A 16,936-nucleotide genomic window follows, 5' to 3' on the forward strand; every position below is an offset into this window, starting at 1 on the left:
TTGATCCACAAAACAAGGGGCTTTTCAGGCTTGAATAGACCGCAATTCGACCCGGTGCACAAGGGTGCCAGTTGGACAGCGGATGCCACCCTGAGCTTGTCATCTTATTTCACTCCATAAGTTTTATTCGCAGCAAAATACTCGTTGATTTGGGACTTTACGATCCAGTGCATCGACGATCTGCTATACTTGATCCATCGCACTCGATTCCTGACGAGATTTACACCCGGCGCGTGGGAGCTTTTTCAGCGTGACCCGCCGGGTTTCGGCTGGTGCTTATTTGGGGTTCAGCGTGGCGCAGCCCAGTCGATTTTGAACATTTTTTCGCCGCGCAAGGAGTAACTTATTAGGCTGAAATGCCGGAGAGGTACGCTTGTCACAACGCGTTGCAATCATCGGAGCAGGACCCAGCGGAATGGCTCAACTGCGAGCCTTCGAGTCGGCGCGCACAGCCGGTCGTTCGGTCCCGGAAATCGTCTGCTACGAAAAACAGGATGACTGGGGTGGCCAATGGAATTTCAGCTGGCGCACGGGCATCGACAAGTATGGTGAGACAGTCCATTCGAGCATGTACCGCAATTTATGGTCCAATGGTCCCAAGGAGGCCTTGGAGTTCGCCGAATACACTTTTGATGAGCACTTCGGCCGTCCGATTTCCTCATATCCACCTCGTGCGGTGCTGTGGGACTACATCAACGGCCGCGCCGAGAAGTCGAATGTCAAGAAGTACGTCCAATTCTCGACCGTCGTGCGCTGGGTCCAGTTCGATGAAGGTACCCAGAAGTTCACCGTCACGATTGAAAACCTGAAAACCGGTCAGACGGAAAGCAGCGAATTCGATAAGGTCGTCGTCGGGTCCGGCCACTTCAGCTTCCCGAATGTTCCGGACTTCGCCGGAATCGAAACCTTCCCGGGAACGCTGATCCACGCCCATGATTTCCGCGGTGCGGAACGGCTGGCCGGCCGCAACGTCCTGTTGATCGGCGCCAGCTACTCCGCCGAGGACATCGGCATCCAGGCATTCAAGATGGGCGCCAGCTCGGTGACCATGAGCTACCGTACTGCCCCGATGGGCTACGACTGGCCCGAGGGCATCCAGGAACGCCCGCTGGTCCAGCGGTTCGAAGGGAGCACCGCCCACTTCGCCGACGGAACCGAGCGACAGTTCGACGCAGTCATCCTGTGCACCGGATACCTGCACCACTACCCGTTCCTGCCATCGGATTTGGCGCTGTCCTCTCCCAACAACTTGTACCCCAAGTCCCTGTACCGCGGCGTTGTCAGCGAAGCGAACAACAACTTGTTCTACCTGGGCGCCCAGGACCAGTGGTTCACCTTCAACATGTTCGATGCCCAGGCCTGGTACGTCCGCGATGTCATCCTCGGCGATGCGAAGCTTCCTTCTGAAGCCGAGCAGAAACTTGACATGGCGCAATGGACACAGCGCTTGGAGAATCTAGGCAGCGCAGCAGATGAAGTCCGTTTCCAGGCCGACTACATTCGAGACCTCATAGAGCAGACCGACTACCCGATGTTCGATCTGGACGAGGTAACCCGCATCTTCTTGGCGTGGAAGAACGACAAACAGCACAACATCTTGAACTACCGCGACCAGGTCTATCGTTCGGTCATGACCGGCACCATGGCCTGCGAGCACCACACCCCGTGGCTTCGCGAGCTGGATGATTCATTGGAGCGCTACCTGTCCCAGCCAGAAGAGGACGAGCTGGAGCGTATGGTCCGCGGCAAGGACAGCTCCGCCAGCCCGGCCTAGTTGTAATACACCTAGTTGCCGGAGCAAACCGCGTAAGCAGCCTCACGACTGATAACCACGCGGACAGCGGGTCGAGATCCGGAATCTCGACCCGCTGTTCCACTAAAGCCCCATCGGAAAGCAGAGGCACCTGCATAGAAAGCGCAGAGTCTACTCCGAGCAGGTAGCGCACGAATGCCTTCACGGCGCGATTAATGCTGACGCCGGCCGTCCACGTGGCGTATTCCTGGACTCCATGCGGCAGAGGCGGCATCACGGCTCCACGCGTGCTTGATACCGCAAGAACCTTCTACGGAACAAGAATTTTTGGTGCTGGCGTCGTTTACAACGGCGCGGGTCAGAGAACATCCTGGAGTTTCGCACGTTCAGTCGTGGGTTGGCGTCAGAAGTGCAACCGGAAAGAAAAATCTCGGGCGCCATAAGTCACCCGAGATTATTTATCTTGTGGAGGTAAGGGGATTCGAACCCCTGACCTTCTGCATGCCATGCAGACGCGCTACCAACTGCGCCATACCCCCAAAAGGATGCGGTTTCTTCGGTTTTTTCGACCTCTGAACCGAGATAAAACTCTACCGGACGTGTTTAGAAAACACCAAATCGGCGTCCGGAGACGCTGGTCACAGGATGCTATTCACTTTGTCGGTTGCGGGTGGCAGAATCTTCCACGTGGATCGATCGGTCCCGAGAACATAGTCGAAAGGCGCACTTCCATGAGCATTGGACTGACCCCGTACCTGCGTTTCGCCGGCGATGCCCGCGCAGCCATGGAGTTCTACCACTCCGTATTTGGTGGAGAACTGTCGATGATGACCTTCAAAGAAGGAATGAATGACGATCGCCCGGCAACCACCGACCAAATCATGCATTCATCGCTGTTCGTGAGTCGCGGCGTGCACCTGATGGCCTCGGACACCCCGCCCGAAATGAATCTCATGCCCAATGGCACCGTGTCCTTCAGCAGCGACGGCACGGACGATGCGGACTCGGTGCCGCTGCAGAAGTGGTGGGATGGACTATCTGCAGGCGCGCGCATCGATGTTCCGTTGGCAACAGCTCCTTGGGGAGACTCTTTCGGTCAGCTCACCGATAAGTTCGGCGTCACCTGGATGTTCAATATCTCTGCGGTGCGCACGTAGCTATTTCAGCTCGGCCTGTTCGCGGGAAGCGACCGCTTCGCTGCCCACGAGCAGGCCGATCTTCTTTGCCCGGATTTGGGTTGCCCAAGCCAGCAGGAAGCCGAGTACCGCGAGCCCCGCTCCGACGATGGACGGCGCACGGTAGCCGAAGCCCGCGGAAATCACCGCAGCACCCAGGGCGGCCCCCAACGCGTTGGCCACGTTGAGCGCGGAATGGTTCAAGGAGGAGGCCAGCGACTGGGCGTGGGGTGCCGAATCCATCAGCAAGGTTTGCAAGCTCGGGATCAATAGCGAGCCCACCGCGCCCAGCACGAAGACCATGACGAGCGTGGGGATAATCCAGCTGGTCACGGCGGCGAAAATCAGCATGGCCGCCACCATGATCAGGTTGGTCAGCTTGATGGAACCGAAAATCGACCAGTCGGCCAAGCGTCCGCCGGCCAGCGAACCGACGACCATGCCCAAGCCATAGAGCGCCAGAGCCCAGGGAACAAGATTGATGTCGAGCCCTGCTTCTTCGGTCAAGGTCGGTGAAATGTAGGAGTACACGGCGAAGAAGCCGCCAAACCCCACGATGCCCGTCCCCATGGCCATCCAAACCTGGATATTCTTCAGCGCCGAGAGTTCGCGGCGCATGCTCGCTCCGGGTTCAGCCTTGTGCCACGGAACGAACAAGCTGATCATCAGCATCGTGATCAGGCCAACCACAGCGACAACAACGAACATCGCTCGCCATCCAGTCAGCTGCCCCAAACGGGTGACCAGCGGAACACCGGCGACGTTGGCCACCGAGAGCCCGAGCATCACCCATGCGATGGCGCGCCCGCGCATGCTTCCGGGCACCAGCGAACCAGCCAGGACTCCGGCCAAGCCGAAGTAGGCGCCATGCGGCAGGCCGGCGAGGAATCGGGTAGCCAGCATGGTTCCGTAATCCGGGGCAAAGGCCGATGACAAGTTTGCGACAGTGAAGAACAGCATCAGCAGCAAGACCGCGCGCTTGCGCGGAATCTTGGCGGCAAGTGCGGTCAGCACCGGGGCGCCAACCACGACGCCGATGGCATAGGCGCTGATCATCAGGCCCATCTGGGAATTGCTCACCGAAAGGTCGGCGGCGCCCTCCTGGAGCAGCCCCATCAGGGTGAATTCGGTGACACCGATGCCGAATCCGCCCATGGACAGGGCGAGAATCGCCAACAGCAGCCGGCCGCCGGACAAGTATTTGCTGGGCGCAGAAGTAGTCACGTTTGGATCCTCGGGAGTTTGGAGATGGCACGGCTTCATCGACGCCTGACTTCCATCGTAGTTGCAGGCACGGCTGAGGAAAATTACGATTCCCACAGTTTTCTGTGGCACTGTGGAAGTCCAATGTCCAAAGCATCACCTCGCCGGTTGTCGGCATCACGAATCCTGGCACGAATCACGGTCATCCTCTTGTGCCTTGGCCTTGCCGTGCTCATGGCTTTCCACCAGCAGATTCCCGACGTCGCGGGACTGGGGCTCATACTTGACAATTTAACCCCTTGGCTCGGCCTGGGCATACCACTGCTGCTGCTCTTGACCATCGTCCTCGGCGGCCGCGCAACCTACGTTGCGCTGCTGGTGCCAACTGTTGTCTGGGGTGTTCTTTTCGGGTCTGCGGCCTTGCCCTCCGCGCCCGTCGATAGCCAGGATCCCTTGGTAGTCGCTTCGCAGAACGTCCACCAGGATGCGGTGACCTCGGCCCGCTCCCTGGCCGAATCGGGAGCCGAAGTCATCACGCTCCAGGAACTGGGCGAGGGCCAGATTGATCTGGTGACGGACGCCCTGAAGCGGAGCCATCCGTACTACTACTCAGTGAGCACCGTGGGCCTATGGAGCAGCTACCCGCTGTCCAACCCCGAACCGCTGGACTTGGGTCTGGGCTGGGACCGCGCACTGCGCGCCGACGTCGACACCGAATCCGGGCCGGTCCGCGTGTACGCGGTCCACGCCGCTTCGGCGCGCCCGACGGGCCATGATGAGCGCGACACCATGCTCGCGTCCCTGGCGGACTACGTGGCCAAGGATCCTTCGTCCAAGGTCATTGCCGCCGGCGACTTCAACGCCACCTCGACGGACCGCCACTTCGCCCCGGTCGCTGACCAGCTGGACGATGTGCACTATAGCGCCTGGGGTCTGGCGATGACCTGGCCGCGCACGCCATTCGCCATGCTCGGCATCGACCACGTCATGGTCCGCGGCGTCACCGGCACCTCTCTCGACCGCATTCCTGCCGGCGATTCCGACCACTACGCCCTGCGGGCGTCCGTGGACCTGGCCGGCGGCTAGGACAGGCCGGTCTGGCGCAGGGTGATATTGATGCGTCCGCCGCCCAGCTCGCATTCTTGCGGTGCCGTCCCCGGATGGATCTTCGTTACCGCGTGATAGGCGAAGCGCGCCGGCCCGTCGAAGACGAACAGGTCTCCCGAGGCGAGGCGCACCTCCTGCCAAGGCTTGTTGCGATGCTCCGTGTTACCCAGTCGAAAGGTCGCGGAATCGCCCAGGGACAGCGAGACCACCGGCGCATTGATCCGTTCTTCGGCATCCTGGTGCATACCCATCGTGGCATTGACGTTGTAGTAGTTCACGATGGCCGCGTCCGGTAGATAAGACTGCGCCTTGGCCTGGTCCCCCGTCGCGTCGTTGACCGCACGGCGCCCGAGCTCCACCAGCCAAGGTTCCATGGGCGCCACCGGCTCCCCATTGATGTCGTCGGCCGTGCGCGAATAGCTGTGGGGGCTCCAATGCCAGCCCAGACACAGGCTCTGCACGCTCATCGGGTGCCCGTTGACCAATGTCTGATGCGGCGGAACCGGCCCGTTTCCCCATTCGAAGAACCGGTTGATGATCCAGGACTGCATTTCAGGCGAAAGCCAGCCGGGCACATGCCAGGCGCCGGGACGCAGTAGCCTCGGCTCGCGCGGCAGCGCGCTGTCATCGAAGAGAAAGTCCATGGGTTCCCTGCCTCTAGTCTGCGAATTATCCGTCCCGCGGCGGCTGTCGTGCCGCCACCGACTGTAGCATCCGGCCCCGGCAAGCCGGACGAACACGGTTTATATGTGCTCTGGACAACCTTCTCCCACGCCAAGGCGGAGTTAAGAGGACTTTCGAAGCATCCGTACGTAGGATCATTGGCATGGCATCAATACAGGTTGCAGGCGAGGCATTGGTCGACATCGTCAATGGGCTCGCATATCCAGGCGGATCCCCACTGAACGTGGCCGTGGGACTGGGACGTCTGGGGCATGAAGTGACACTCCAGACCGGAATCGGCGGCGATGAGCACGGCCGCGCCATCATCGAGCACTTAAATGCGTCAGATGTCCTGCTCGGCCCTGATTCGGTCACGGAATCGGCCACCAGCACCGCCACCGTGTCCCTGGATTCCACCGGCCAGGCCACCTACGACTTCCAGCTCGATTGGAACTTAGAATCTGTGGTCCCCACCGATGCGCAGATCCTCCACACCGGTTCCATCGCCGCCTTTGCCGAGCCGGGCTGCTCGCGGATCCATGAAGTCTTCGCGGCCTCTCCGGCGCATCAGCTGCGCAGCTATGACCCCAATCTCCGTCCCGCCTTGGTGGACAAGCGCCGTGCCGTGATTTCCCGCATCGAGAAGCTGTGCGCCTTGAGCCATGTGGTCAAGCTCAGCGACGAAGATGCCCTGTGGCTCTACCCAGGTTGGGATACCGCACGGGTGCTCGGGCACCTGCTGGCGCGCGGCGCCAAGCTCGCGGTCATGACCTTCGGGGTGCGCGGCTGCGAAGCACGCACCGACCAGCTTGAAGTCTCCATGCCGTCTTTGCAGGTCAGCGTCGCAGACACCGTGGGCGCCGGAGACGCCTTCATGTCCGGGCTGCTCCATGCAATCGGCAACGGCCCGCTACTGCAGGCGCTGGTGTCCAACGAGAATCTGGACGAAGACGCATTGGAGTCAGCGCTGCGCACCGCTTCGCTGTCCGCGGCGCTGACGGTCCAGAAAATCGGAGCCAATCCCCCAACTCTCGTCGAGCTCGAGAGCTGCCTGTCGTCCGTCGAGTTCTAACGACCGGTTGATGCTCCACACGCCCAGCGGATATGCCACGTTGTGTGCCACAACATATTCCCCCACAAACATCGGATGTCTATGATGGTAAGTATGGCTGTTACAGACGCGGCGATCACGCACATCAAAGAGATGATCCTCAACGGGGAGCTCTCCCCCGGCGATCGTTTGCCGCCCGAGAAGGAACTTTCGGAGAAGCTCGGACTATCGCGCTCTTCGCTGCGCGAAGCTGTCAAGGCCTTGGAACTGATCCGGGTGCTGGATGTTCGCCGCGGCGACGGTACCTATGTTACGAGCCTGGAGCCGGGATTGCTGGCGGAGGCCATGGGGTTCGTGGTGGATCTGCACCGGGACAGCTCCGTGCTGGAGCTGCTGGAGGTCCGGCGGATCCTGGAGCCTTCGGCTGCGGGTCTGGCTGCCCAGCGTCGGGACGAGGAGCATCTGGCAGCCCTTGAGGAATCCATTTCCCATGTCAATGCCGGAACAGAGCTTCCGGAACTGATCGAGCATGATCTGCAGTTCCATTCGATCATCGCCCAGTCAGCCAAGAACTCGTATCTGGAGACCCTGCTGGATGCCCTGTCCAGCAAGACCGTACGCGCCCGCGTGTGGCGTGGACTCACTCAGGACAACGCCGTGCAGCGCACGCTGGACGAGCACCAGGCCATCCTGGCCGCGATCCGCAACGCCGATGCCGACCTGGCCCGAGCCCTGGTGACCGCTCACATCTCCGGGGTCGAAACCTGGCTGCGCCGCGCAACGACCTAGTCTTCCGAACGACCATCGGAGCACAGCCGAAACCCCCGGGCATCATTTGATCTCCGGGGGCTGTTTGTACCACCTCCCGATGCCAAGCCCACACGGTTGGCATCGGGAGATGGAAGCTTCTACTCGTAGAGGTTCGCGGCGATTTCCTCGTCATCGATGTTCTTGGCGTCGTACCACATGGCGCCGGTATCGATGACCTTCTCCACGCTTTCGCCCTTGATCGCCTGGGCGGCAGCCTTCACGGTCTGGTAGCCGATGTCCACCGGACTCTGGGTCACGGCTCCCGCCTCGACCCCGGAGCGGATGGCGTCCAGCTGGGCCTTGCCCGAGTCGAAGCCGACCACGGTCAGCTTGTCCTTCATGCCCAGCTCCTCGACCGCCTTGACCACGCCGATGGCAGAGCCCTCATTGGTCCCGTAGATGCCCTTCAGATCCGGGTTGCCGTTGATGATGGTTTTGGCCAGGTTCGCGGACTCGAGCTGGTCGCCGCCGCCGTACTGCACGGTGACGATCTCGATGTCCGGGTACTTCTGCTCGATGGCTTCGACAAAGCCGTCGCGGCGGTCCTTGCCGGAGGTCGAGGTCTGGTCGTGGGCCACGATGGCGACCTTGCCCTTGCCCCCGATCAGCTCTGCCATGTGCTCGGCGGCAATGGCCGCGGCGCCCTTGTTGTCCGTGGCTGCGGTGGCGATCGGGATGTCCGAATCCACGCCGGAATCGAAGGCGATCACCGGGATGTTGCGGGACTTCGCTTCCTCCAGAGCAGGCGTCGCTGCCTGGGAATCCAGGGCCGCGAAACCGATTGCATCGGGATTCTTGGACAGCGCAGTGGTCAGCATCTCGATCTGCTGGGCCACGTCCTTTTCGGTGTCCGGGCCTTCGAAAGTGACCTCGACGCCGAATTCCTCGCCCGCCCGCTCGGCGCCGGCCTTGACCGACTGCCAGAACTGATGCTGGAAGCCCTTGGAGACCACCGCGACGTAGGGCTTCTCCCCGCTGTCCGCGTTGGCGTCCCCGGCCGGAGCCGTGGATTCGCAGGCGGTCAGTGACAGGGCCATCAGCGCGGCTGCGGCGGACAGTGCGAGTGCTTTCTTGCGGAACATCAGAGTACTCCTTGTGGGGTGATTGCGAGTTGATAGTGCAGAGGTTGGTGGTGCGAAGACACGTCCGGCAGCCGAACGGGTCATTTTCCTTCGGAGGTGTCCTTTCGACGGAGCATGTCGACGTAGACGGCCAGCAGGATGACGCAGCCGATAGCCACGGACTGCCACTCCTGCGGAACATTGATGATGCGCAGGCCGCTGGTGAGCACGGACATGATCAGCGCACCGATCACGGTTCCGGCGATCGATCCCTTGCCGCCCTGCAATGAGGTGCCGCCGATGACCACCGCAGCGATTGCCTGCAGCTCGTAGCCCGCGCCCTGCCCCGGCTGTGCCGAGTTCAGCCGCGAGGCGATGATGACGCCGGCCAGGCCGGTGAACGAACCGGCCAGGGTGTAGATCCACATCTTCCAGCGGCGCACGTTGATGCCCGACAAAGCGGTGGCCTGCTCGTTGGAGCCGATCGAGTAGGTGTAGCGGCCGATGAGGGTCTTGCTCAGGATCACTCCCGCGATCACCGCGGCGATGAAGAAGATGAACACGGCATTCGGGATGATCAGCCCCGGGATGCTCTTGCCCAAGGCCAAGTTGGAGAATCCAGGAGTTTCGTTGAAGTAGATCGGCTTGGTTCCCGAAATCACCAGCGCCAGCCCCTGGGCCACCATTATCATTGCCAACGTGGCGATGAAGGACGGGATACGCAGGTAGGACACCAGCAGGCCGTTGACCAGGCCCATGACGGCGCCGGCCAGCACACCGGCCAGTACGCCGACCGCCAGCGGAAGGCCCAGGTAAGTCAGGGTCACGCCGACCATCACGGAAGTCAGCGACATTCCGGTGCCCACCGACAGGTCGATGCCGCCGGTGATGATCACGAAGGTGGCGCCAAGGGCCAGCAGGCCGATCACCACTGTTGACAGGAGAATGTCGGACAGGTTGTTCGGCGTCAGGAACAAGGGGTTAATAAGACCGAAGATGATCACCAGCACCACCAGGGATGCCAAGGCCATCAGCTGCTGCATGCGCGAGCGCAGGCGCAGTACGAACTCCGAGGAAGCGGTCCCGCCGGAGTCCGGCTTCGGAGCCAGGTCCTTGGTTGGACGCTCTGTGGTCGTGTTGCTCATACTGATACCGCTCCTCGATTGCTGCGGGTGGCAAGGTCCATAATTTTTTCTTGGGTGGCTTCGTGTCTTTCCAGGAAACCGGTGATGCGCCCTTCGGACATGACCGCGATGCGGTGCGACATACGCAGCACTTCGGGCAGTTCTGAGGAGATCATGATGATCGATTTGCCGCTGGCGGCCAGCTCGTCGAGCAGGTCGTAGATTTCTTCCTTGGCGCCCACATCGATGCCGCGCGTGGGCTCGTCGAAGATCAGCACGTCGCAGTCCTTGACCAGCCACTTGGCAATCACGATCTTCTGCTGGTTGCCGCCGGACAGGTTCTTCGCGGCCTGGTGCATGGACGGGGTCTTGATGCGCAAGCGCTGGATCTGCTCCCCGGCGATGTAGTTGAGCATCTTGTCCCGCATGAAGCCGAACTTGTTCAGCTTTCCCAGCGTGGAGAGCATGATGTTCTGGGAAATATCCGCTTCAAGCATCAACCCCAGATGCTTTCGGTCTTCGGAGAGGTAGCCGATCCCCAGTTCCGCAGCCGTGGCCGGGTTGGAAATCTTCACTCCCGCGCCGTCCAGGGTGATCGTGCCTGCGCTGATTCGGTCCGCCCCGACGATGGCCCGGGCGACCTCGGTTCGCCCGGCACCCATCAGGCCGGCGAAGCCGAGGATCTCCCCGCGGCGGAGATCGAATCCTACGTCCTTCAGCAGCGCCTTGGTCGACAGGTCTCGCACCGACAGCCGTACCTCGCCCAGTTTCGGAACCGGCTTCATCTGTATCTGCGCTGCCACCTTGCGGCCCACCATCCGCGAAATGACCTCCGGCATGGTGGTCTGCTCGGTGTCCAGGGTGTCGACGTACTCGCCGTCGCGGATCACGGTGATGCGGTCGGAAATGGCCTTCAGCTCGTCCATGCGATGGGAAATGTAGATCGCGGCGGTTTCATCGGTGATGAAGCGGCGGATGATGGCGTGCAGCGTGGCCACCTCGGAATCGTTTAGCGCCGCGGTCGGCTCATCCAGGATCAGCAGCTTCGCGTCGAAGCTCAGCGCTTTGGCAATCTCCACCATTTGCTGCCGGGCAACGGTCAGCTCGCCGACTTTCTGTGCCGGGTCGAGGTTAACACCGATTTTCTCGAACAGTGCGCTGGCCTGGCGGTTCAGCGCTGCGTCGTTGATGAACGGACCGAGCATCGGCTCGCGGCCGATGTAGATGTTCTGCGCGACGGTCAGGTCCTGCATCAGGTTGAATTCCTGATGAATGATGCTGATCCCCAGTTCCTGGGCGATTTTGGGTCCCGTGATGTCGACGTTGCTGCCGTCGAACCGGAAGGATCCCGAGTCGGGGGCGTAGATGCCCGACAGCAGTTTCATGAGTGTTGACTTTCCCGCGCCGTTCTCGCCCACCAGGGCCAGAACTTCGCCGTGGCGCACGGTCAACTGCATATCGGCCAATGCCCGGACTCCCGGGAAGCTCTTGTTGACCCCATCTACTTCAAGCAGCAAATTCTCCACGCCACACCTCCTAACATCGGATGTTTAGATTGAAATTACCCGTCTTTGGGTTGCTCTGCAAGACTTTTTCGCGGAATTGTTCAGATCAGTCAGATGATTTCTGCGTTGCTCCGGTTGCGGCCATAAACCCGTTTCCAGGTCCCCGACCAGATGCTTTCCCGCTCAGCCAGCGAAAGCTCGTCCACGGCAGAGGAAATGGCCCGCAGATTTTGCCCATAGCCGTGACCGGCCACGGTCATGGGCCAGTCTCCGCCATACATCAGACGTTCCGCGCCGAAGCAGTCAAGCGCCACCTCGATGGCGACGCGCACCGACTCGGCGCTGAATCCGGGGCCGAAGTCAAGGCCGGAGACTTTCGATGTCACCGCCGGATACGCTGCTATCAGGCGCAGCATCCGTTCCCAGTCCGCCATGGCTTCAGCCCCTCGGATGAACGGTGGCTTAGCGAGGTGGTCGATGACAAGACGCAGCCCGGGGACAGCGTCCAGCAGAACCGGCGCCTGGTGCAGGTGCCGCGGGTACGCATCGGGGATGTCCAGTGGGACCCCTGCCTCGGCCAGCAGGCCCAGCGAATCACGCACCGCCGGGCGCAGGATGAAGGCCGGATCAGGCTCATCGTGGATCAGATGGCGCACCCCAACCAGCATTCCTCCGGGAAGCCAGCGCTCCAATTGAGCTTCCGCGGCACGCGGATCCGACAAGTCGACCCATCCGACCACACCGGCTACCCAGGCATGGGTTGCGGCGGCGGCCAGCAGGTATTCGGTCTCAGCCTCCGAATCGGAGGCCTGCACAAGAACTGCTCCGTCGATCCCGTGCTCGCGCAGCACGTCGCCGGCCTGAACGGCCGGGAAATCCGCATGCAGCTTGCCCAGTTGCGGGCCGAGCCACGGGTGCGGCACCGGCCCGTCCAGTTCCCACAGATGCAGGTGCGCGTTGATTCGCATCATGGGGCGCACATTTCCAGCGCGCTGGCATCGAGCAGGCCACGGGCTGCCAGCGCGTCCCATACCGCAGGGTCAACGCTTCGCTCGTAGCGCCGGGCATTTTCCACTGCCTGGCCTGCGCTGGAGGCCCCCAAAACCAGGGCGACGACCGCCGGATGCGATGCGGCAAACCGCACCGCCACGGTGGGCAGGTCGGTGCCGAAGTCGCTGGCGACCGATGCGATGGCCCGCGCGCGGTCCAGCAGTTCCTGCGGCGCCTGCGAGTAGTTGTAGTTGGCGTGCTCCGGCACCTGGGCCCGGGCCAGCAGGCCCGAGTTGTAGACTCCGACGTTGACCACGCCCACCTCGCGACGGGCGCAGTCGGCCAGCAGCTCCGCTCCTGGCTGTTCCAGCAACGTGTAGCGTCCGGCCAGCATGACCAGATCGATATCTGCGGCGGCAAGGCAAACGCCTGCGGCCTGCGCGCTGTTGGTTCCCACGCCGACCGCCGCGACGAGCCCCTCGTCGCGCAGCTTCAACAGCGCGGGCAGCCCCTGCTCGATCCCCTCCCGCAGGTCATAGGCATCGGGGTCGTGCAGGTAGGCGATATCCAGCTGCTCGATGCCCAGCCGCTCGAGGCTCGATTCGACGCTCCGGCGAATCCCGGCTTCGCTGGGATCCCAGCGGCGCACGGTGTCTGCCAGCACCGCGAATCCCTGGTCATCCAGCGCACCCTGCGGGTTGTCCCGCGGTTCGAGCAGACGGCCGACCTTGCTGGAAATCACCAGTTCCCCGCGCGCGCCGCTCTCCCGCAGCCACGCGCCGAGCCGACGTTCGGAGAGTCCCAGCCCGTAGTGCGGGGCGGTGTCGTAGTGCCGGGCGCCGGCGTCGTAGGCCGCCTGCAGGGTATCGAAAGCTTGGAAGTCGGAGACCTCACGGTACAGGTTTCCGATTCCTGCCGCGCCGAAGCCGAGTCCGCGGCCCGTTCCCGGGTCCGCGAAACCCAGCGCGGTCAGTGCCTCACGCATCGATGCTCCGTTCGTAGTCGGTGGCGAAGTCCCACACCTGGCCAAGGCCCCGGTCGTCTCCCGAATAGTCGTCCTGGACCTCGAGGTATTGATTGATTTCTTCCTGCCACGCCAGGTTGTGCGGATCCTGCGCCAGCTGGCGCCGCATCCGGGCATAGTCGTCGACCTCGATGAGGTGGAACAGCTCCCGTCCGCTGCGCCAGATCCGCCAGTTGCACACCCCGGCTTTGGCCATCGCCGCGTTCAGCCGCGGCGCCAGGCTTGCATGCGCGGCGTCGTAGCCGGTCTCGCAACCGGGCTTAATCCTCGTGTGCAGGGCAATTTCTTCCATCGGTCTCAAGCCTCGACGCTCTGCGGCTGCCAGACCATGCCAATGGGAAACTCGTAGTCGCTCAGGGTCCCGGCAGTGATTTCGTAGCCGGCTCCCGGCAGCTTGGGCGGCCAGTAGGCGCCGTCATGCACGTCGATCGGTTCCAGGAAGTGCTCGTGCAGGTGGTCCACGAATTCGATATAGCGGTCTTTGCGCTGCCCGGAGACTGCAAGGAAGTCGAACATCGACAGGTGCTGCACCGCTTCGCACAGCCCGACGCCGCCGGCATGCGGGCAGACCCGGACACCGAACTTCGCGGCGAGCAGCAGGATGGAGATGTTCTCATTCACCCCGGCCACCCGCGACGCATCAAGCTGCAGCACCTGCAGCGCATCAGCCTGGAGGAATTGCTTGAACAGGATGCGATTCTGGCAGTGCTCGCCGGTCGCCACCGGAATGGGGGCGATGGCCTTGGCAATGCGGGCATGGGCCAAGACGTCGTCCGGGCTCGTCGGCTCCTCGACCCAGGCGATGTCGAATTCGGCCAGGGCCTTGACCCACTCAACGGCCTGCTCCACGTCCCAGCGCTGGTTGGCGTCGATGGCGATCTTGATGTCGGGCCCTACCACCGCGCGGGCAGTGCGCAGGCGCCGGATGTCGTCGTGCAGATCCGCACCCACCTTCAGCTTGATCTGGCTGAACCCCTGTTCCACCGCTTCGGTGGCCAGGCGCGTGAGTTTGGCATCGGAGTATCCCAACCAGCCCGGCGTGGTGGTGTAGGCGGGGTAGCCCTGTTCCAGCAGCAGGGCACGGCGCCCCTGCTTGCCCGGTTCTGCGGCGCGCAGGATCTCCAGCGCCTCCTCGCGGGTCAGCGCGTCACTCAGGTACCGGAAATCAACCAAGTCGACAAGTTCCTCCGGGGTCATCGCGGAGAGCAGTTCCCACAGCGGCAGCCCTGCGCGTTTGGCCTTCAGGTCCCACAGCGCATTGACAGCGGCGCCGATTGCCATGTGCATGACGCCCTTTTCCGGGCCGAGCCAGCGCAGCTGCGAATCATGCACAAGATCGCGCCAGGTCTTCCCCATATCCCCCAGCACCTGCTCGACATCCAGCCCGACCAGAAAGGGCTCCAGCGCCTGGATCGCGGCGGCCTGCACGTCGTTGCCGCGCCCGATGGTGAACACGAAACCGTGTCCCTCCAGGCCATCGGCGTCATCGGTACTGATCACCAGGTAGGCGGCCGAGTAATCCGGGTCGGGATTCATGGCATCCGACCCATCCAGCTCCCGTGACGTGGGGAATCGAACGTCAATCGTCTTCAAGCCGGTGATTAGGCTCATGGGTCCTCCCGAAGGCTAAGTCCAGATATCTCATCTGTCGAGCTGTGATGCAACCGGTGCATCAATGTATCTTCGATCACAGCGTAAACATCATATGTTTATCTTGTCAAAGTCTATTTTTTGACTAAAGTTGTGAACCACAACGCATGAATGATCGGATGCTTGGAGGCATTGATGAAGTTTTTGAGAGTGGGAAACCCCGGGGAAGAACGACCGGTAGTGCTCGATGAGTCACTGCGCGCCTACGACCTGGCATCCCTGACGGCGCAGATCGACGGGGCGTTCTTGGCCTCCGGAGGCATCGAGCGCACCCGTGCCGCACTGGCCGCCGGCGACTTGGAGGACCTGGGCTGGAAACTTGAGGACCCCGGAGCCGAAACCACCCCGAACGGCGAGCGCATCGGCACGCCGATCAGCCGGCCTGGAAACATCATCTGCATCGGCATGAACTACGCGGCGCATGCACGTGAATCAGGCGCCGAACCGCCGCAGATTCCGGTGGTGTTCCTCAAGCCCGCCAACACCTTCGCAGGCCCGTACGACAGCGCCCCGATTCCGCCGGACGCGCAGAAGTACGATTGGGAAGTCGAGCTTGGTTTCGTGATTGGGCGGGAAACCAGCTATGCGGCTTCCCGGGAGGAAGCAGCGGCAGCGATTGCCGGCTATGTCGTGGCCAACGACCTCTCCGAACGCGCCTACCAGCTGCCGGGCGAAGCCGGCCAGTGGACCAAGGGCAAGTCGTTGCCGGCTTCCACGCCGGTGGGCCCTTTCTTCGTCCCCGCCGATGAGGTGGACGGGCACGATCTGGCCTGCAGGTCCTGGATCAACGGCGAGGTGCGACAGGATTCCAGCACCTCGGATTTCATCTTCGATCTGCCCTCCATCGTGGAACACCTGAGCCAGTACATGCTGCTTGAGCCCGGGGACCTGGTCCTCACCGGCACCCCTGAGGGCGTCGCCCTGTCCGGACGGTTCGACTATCTCAGCCACGGAGACATCGGGGAATTCGAGATCGAGCACCTGGGCCGCCAGCGCCAGGACTACTTCCAGAAAACCGCACGCTAAGGAGCGCGATGAATCAGCATATTCAAGACTTGCAGGGCCTGCGGGCCATCGTGACCGGAGGGGCCTCGGGTATCGGGGCCGCGGTCGTGGAGGAACTGGCTGGCCGCGGCGCGTCGACTGCCATCCTCGACCTGGATATTTCCTCGGTACCGGAGGGGCAGCTGGCCTTCCAGTGCGATGTCGGCGAGCGCGCCTCGGTGGACGCAGCGGTCCAGGCCGCAGCGGCCGCGCTGGGCGGCATTGACCTAGTGGTCAACAACGCCGGCATCGGTGCCCAGGGCACCGTGGAGGCGAACGACGATGACGAATGGGCCCGGGTGCTGAATATCAACGTCACCGGCATCGCCCGCGTCACCTCGGCGGCCTTGCCGTTCCTGCGGGATTCGCAGGCGGCCGCCGTGGTCAACACCTGCTCGATCGCGGCTACTGCGGGCCTGCCGGAACGGGCACTGTACTCCGCCTCGAAGGGCGCCGTGTACTCGCTGACGTTGGCTATGGCCGCGGACCACATCCGCGAAGGCATCCGCGTCAATGCGGTCAACCCGGGTACCGTCGACACCCCCTGGGTGGGCCGGCTGCTGGATTCGGCGGCCAATCCCCAGGCCGAACGCCAGGCGCTCAACGCCCGGCAGCCGCACGGACGACTGGTCTCCGCGAAGGAAGTCGCCACCTCGGTGGCCTACCTGTGCAGCCCGCTGTCCTCCTCGACCAATGGCGTTGCCCTGGCGGTTGACGGCGGAATGCAGGCATTGCGCCTTCGCCCGGTGGGTTGAGCCCGGCATAGGTTGCTAGAG

The 16,936-nt window shown here is 62.5% G+C and carries 16 protein-coding genes and 1 tRNA gene; 7 read left to right on the forward strand and 10 right to left on the reverse strand.

What is annotated here, in order from left to right:
- Positions 1-415: 415 nt before the first annotated feature.
- Positions 416-1,774 carry a trimethylamine monooxygenase gene (locus ACTX90_RS14330; RefSeq protein WP_047120033.1) on the forward strand — a complete coding sequence of 453 codons (1,359 nt, stop codon included), beginning with the start codon at positions 416-418 and terminating at the stop codon, positions 1,772-1,774.
- Positions 1,775-2,219: 445 nt separating this feature from the next.
- Here ACTX90_RS14330 and ACTX90_RS14335 read toward each other — a convergent pair.
- Positions 2,220-2,292 (reverse strand) — tRNA-Ala (locus tag ACTX90_RS14335).
- 192 nt (positions 2,293-2,484) lie between these two features.
- Between ACTX90_RS14335 and ACTX90_RS14340 the strand changes: the two genes are divergently transcribed.
- A complete protein-coding gene (locus ACTX90_RS14340) occupies positions 2,485-2,910 on the forward strand; it encodes a VOC family protein (RefSeq protein WP_047120034.1) in 426 nt (141 codons plus the stop codon).
- On the opposite strand, the gene ACTX90_RS14345 is transcribed toward ACTX90_RS14340, so the two are convergent.
- Entirely contained in the window at positions 2,911-4,191 is a 1,281-nt protein-coding gene (locus ACTX90_RS14345) for an MFS transporter (RefSeq protein ID WP_443442286.1), read from the reverse strand. It lies immediately after the preceding gene.
- Between the two features lie 84 nt (positions 4,192-4,275).
- Here ACTX90_RS14345 and ACTX90_RS14350 point away from each other — a divergent pair, with 84 nt between their 5' ends.
- Positions 4,276-5,217, forward strand: a complete 942-nt coding sequence (locus ACTX90_RS14350) for an endonuclease/exonuclease/phosphatase family protein (protein ID WP_147407272.1) — start codon at positions 4,276-4,278, stop codon at positions 5,215-5,217.
- Here the strand turns inward: ACTX90_RS14350 and ACTX90_RS14355 are convergent.
- Positions 5,214-5,882, reverse strand: coding sequence for an alpha-ketoglutarate-dependent dioxygenase AlkB family protein (locus tag ACTX90_RS14355; RefSeq protein ID WP_047120036.1), 669 nt, complete (start codon positions 5,880-5,882; stop codon positions 5,214-5,216). The genes ACTX90_RS14350 and ACTX90_RS14355 overlap by 4 nt on opposite strands.
- Positions 5,883-6,064: 182 nt before the next feature.
- Between ACTX90_RS14355 and ACTX90_RS14360 the strand changes: the two genes are divergently transcribed.
- Both ACTX90_RS14360 and ACTX90_RS14365 read left to right on the forward strand, forming a co-directional pair.
- Positions 6,065-6,973 carry a carbohydrate kinase family protein gene (locus tag ACTX90_RS14360; RefSeq protein WP_047120037.1) on the forward strand — a complete coding sequence of 303 codons (909 nt, stop codon included), beginning with the start codon at positions 6,065-6,067 and terminating at the stop codon, positions 6,971-6,973.
- A 93-nt stretch (positions 6,974-7,066) separates the two neighbouring features.
- Positions 7,067-7,741, forward strand: a complete 675-nt coding sequence (locus tag ACTX90_RS14365; protein WP_047120038.1) for a FadR/GntR family transcriptional regulator — start codon at positions 7,067-7,069, stop codon at positions 7,739-7,741.
- Positions 7,742-7,860: 119 nt separating this feature from the next.
- Here ACTX90_RS14365 and ACTX90_RS14370 read toward each other — a convergent pair whose 3' ends face one another.
- The 7 genes from ACTX90_RS14370 to ACTX90_RS14400 form a co-directional block, all read right to left on the reverse strand.
- Positions 7,861-8,844, reverse strand: a complete 984-nt coding sequence (locus ACTX90_RS14370; RefSeq protein ID WP_047120039.1) for an ABC transporter substrate-binding protein — start codon at positions 8,842-8,844, stop codon at positions 7,861-7,863.
- 80 nt (positions 8,845-8,924) lie between these two features.
- Positions 8,925-9,968 carry an ABC transporter permease gene (locus tag ACTX90_RS14375; protein ID WP_443442287.1) on the reverse strand — a complete coding sequence of 348 codons (1,044 nt, stop codon included), beginning with the start codon at positions 9,966-9,968 and terminating at the stop codon, positions 8,925-8,927.
- Complete coding sequence (locus tag ACTX90_RS14380) at positions 9,965-11,473, reverse strand: sugar ABC transporter ATP-binding protein (RefSeq protein WP_047120040.1); 1,509 nt, start codon at positions 11,471-11,473, stop codon at positions 9,965-9,967. Before ACTX90_RS14380 ends, ACTX90_RS14375 begins: the two co-directional genes overlap by 4 nt.
- An 89-nt stretch (positions 11,474-11,562) precedes the next feature.
- Positions 11,563-12,423 carry an amidohydrolase family protein gene (locus ACTX90_RS14385; protein WP_443442288.1) on the reverse strand — a complete coding sequence of 287 codons (861 nt, stop codon included), beginning with the start codon at positions 12,421-12,423 and terminating at the stop codon, positions 11,563-11,565.
- Positions 12,420-13,427, reverse strand: a complete 1,008-nt coding sequence (locus tag ACTX90_RS14390) for an aldo/keto reductase (RefSeq protein WP_047120042.1) — start codon at positions 13,425-13,427, stop codon at positions 12,420-12,422. The genes ACTX90_RS14385 and ACTX90_RS14390 overlap by 4 nt, the downstream gene beginning before the upstream one ends.
- On the reverse strand, positions 13,420-13,758 hold the full coding sequence (locus ACTX90_RS14395) for an L-rhamnose mutarotase (protein WP_047120043.1): 339 nt from the start codon (positions 13,756-13,758) through the stop codon (positions 13,420-13,422). The genes ACTX90_RS14390 and ACTX90_RS14395 overlap by 8 nt, the downstream gene beginning before the upstream one ends.
- Before the next feature lie 5 nt (positions 13,759-13,763).
- Positions 13,764-15,077 carry an L-fuconate dehydratase gene (locus tag ACTX90_RS14400; RefSeq protein ID WP_047120044.1) on the reverse strand — a complete coding sequence of 438 codons (1,314 nt, stop codon included), beginning with the start codon at positions 15,075-15,077 and terminating at the stop codon, positions 13,764-13,766.
- 174 nt (positions 15,078-15,251) lie between these two features.
- Between ACTX90_RS14400 and ACTX90_RS14405 the strand changes: the two genes are divergently transcribed.
- Positions 15,252-16,142: a fumarylacetoacetate hydrolase family protein gene (locus ACTX90_RS14405; protein ID WP_047120045.1), complete on the forward strand. Its 891-nt coding sequence runs from the start codon at positions 15,252-15,254 to the stop codon at positions 16,140-16,142.
- A gap of 8 nt (positions 16,143-16,150) precedes the next feature.
- Positions 16,151-16,915 carry an SDR family NAD(P)-dependent oxidoreductase gene (locus ACTX90_RS14410; protein ID WP_220124889.1) on the forward strand — a complete coding sequence of 255 codons (765 nt, stop codon included), beginning with the start codon at positions 16,151-16,153 and terminating at the stop codon, positions 16,913-16,915.
- Positions 16,916-16,936 lie beyond the last annotated feature (21 nt).

This window comes from Glutamicibacter soli, assembly GCF_052322135.1.
GTDB lineage: Bacteria > Actinomycetota > Actinomycetes > Actinomycetales > Micrococcaceae > Glutamicibacter > Glutamicibacter soli.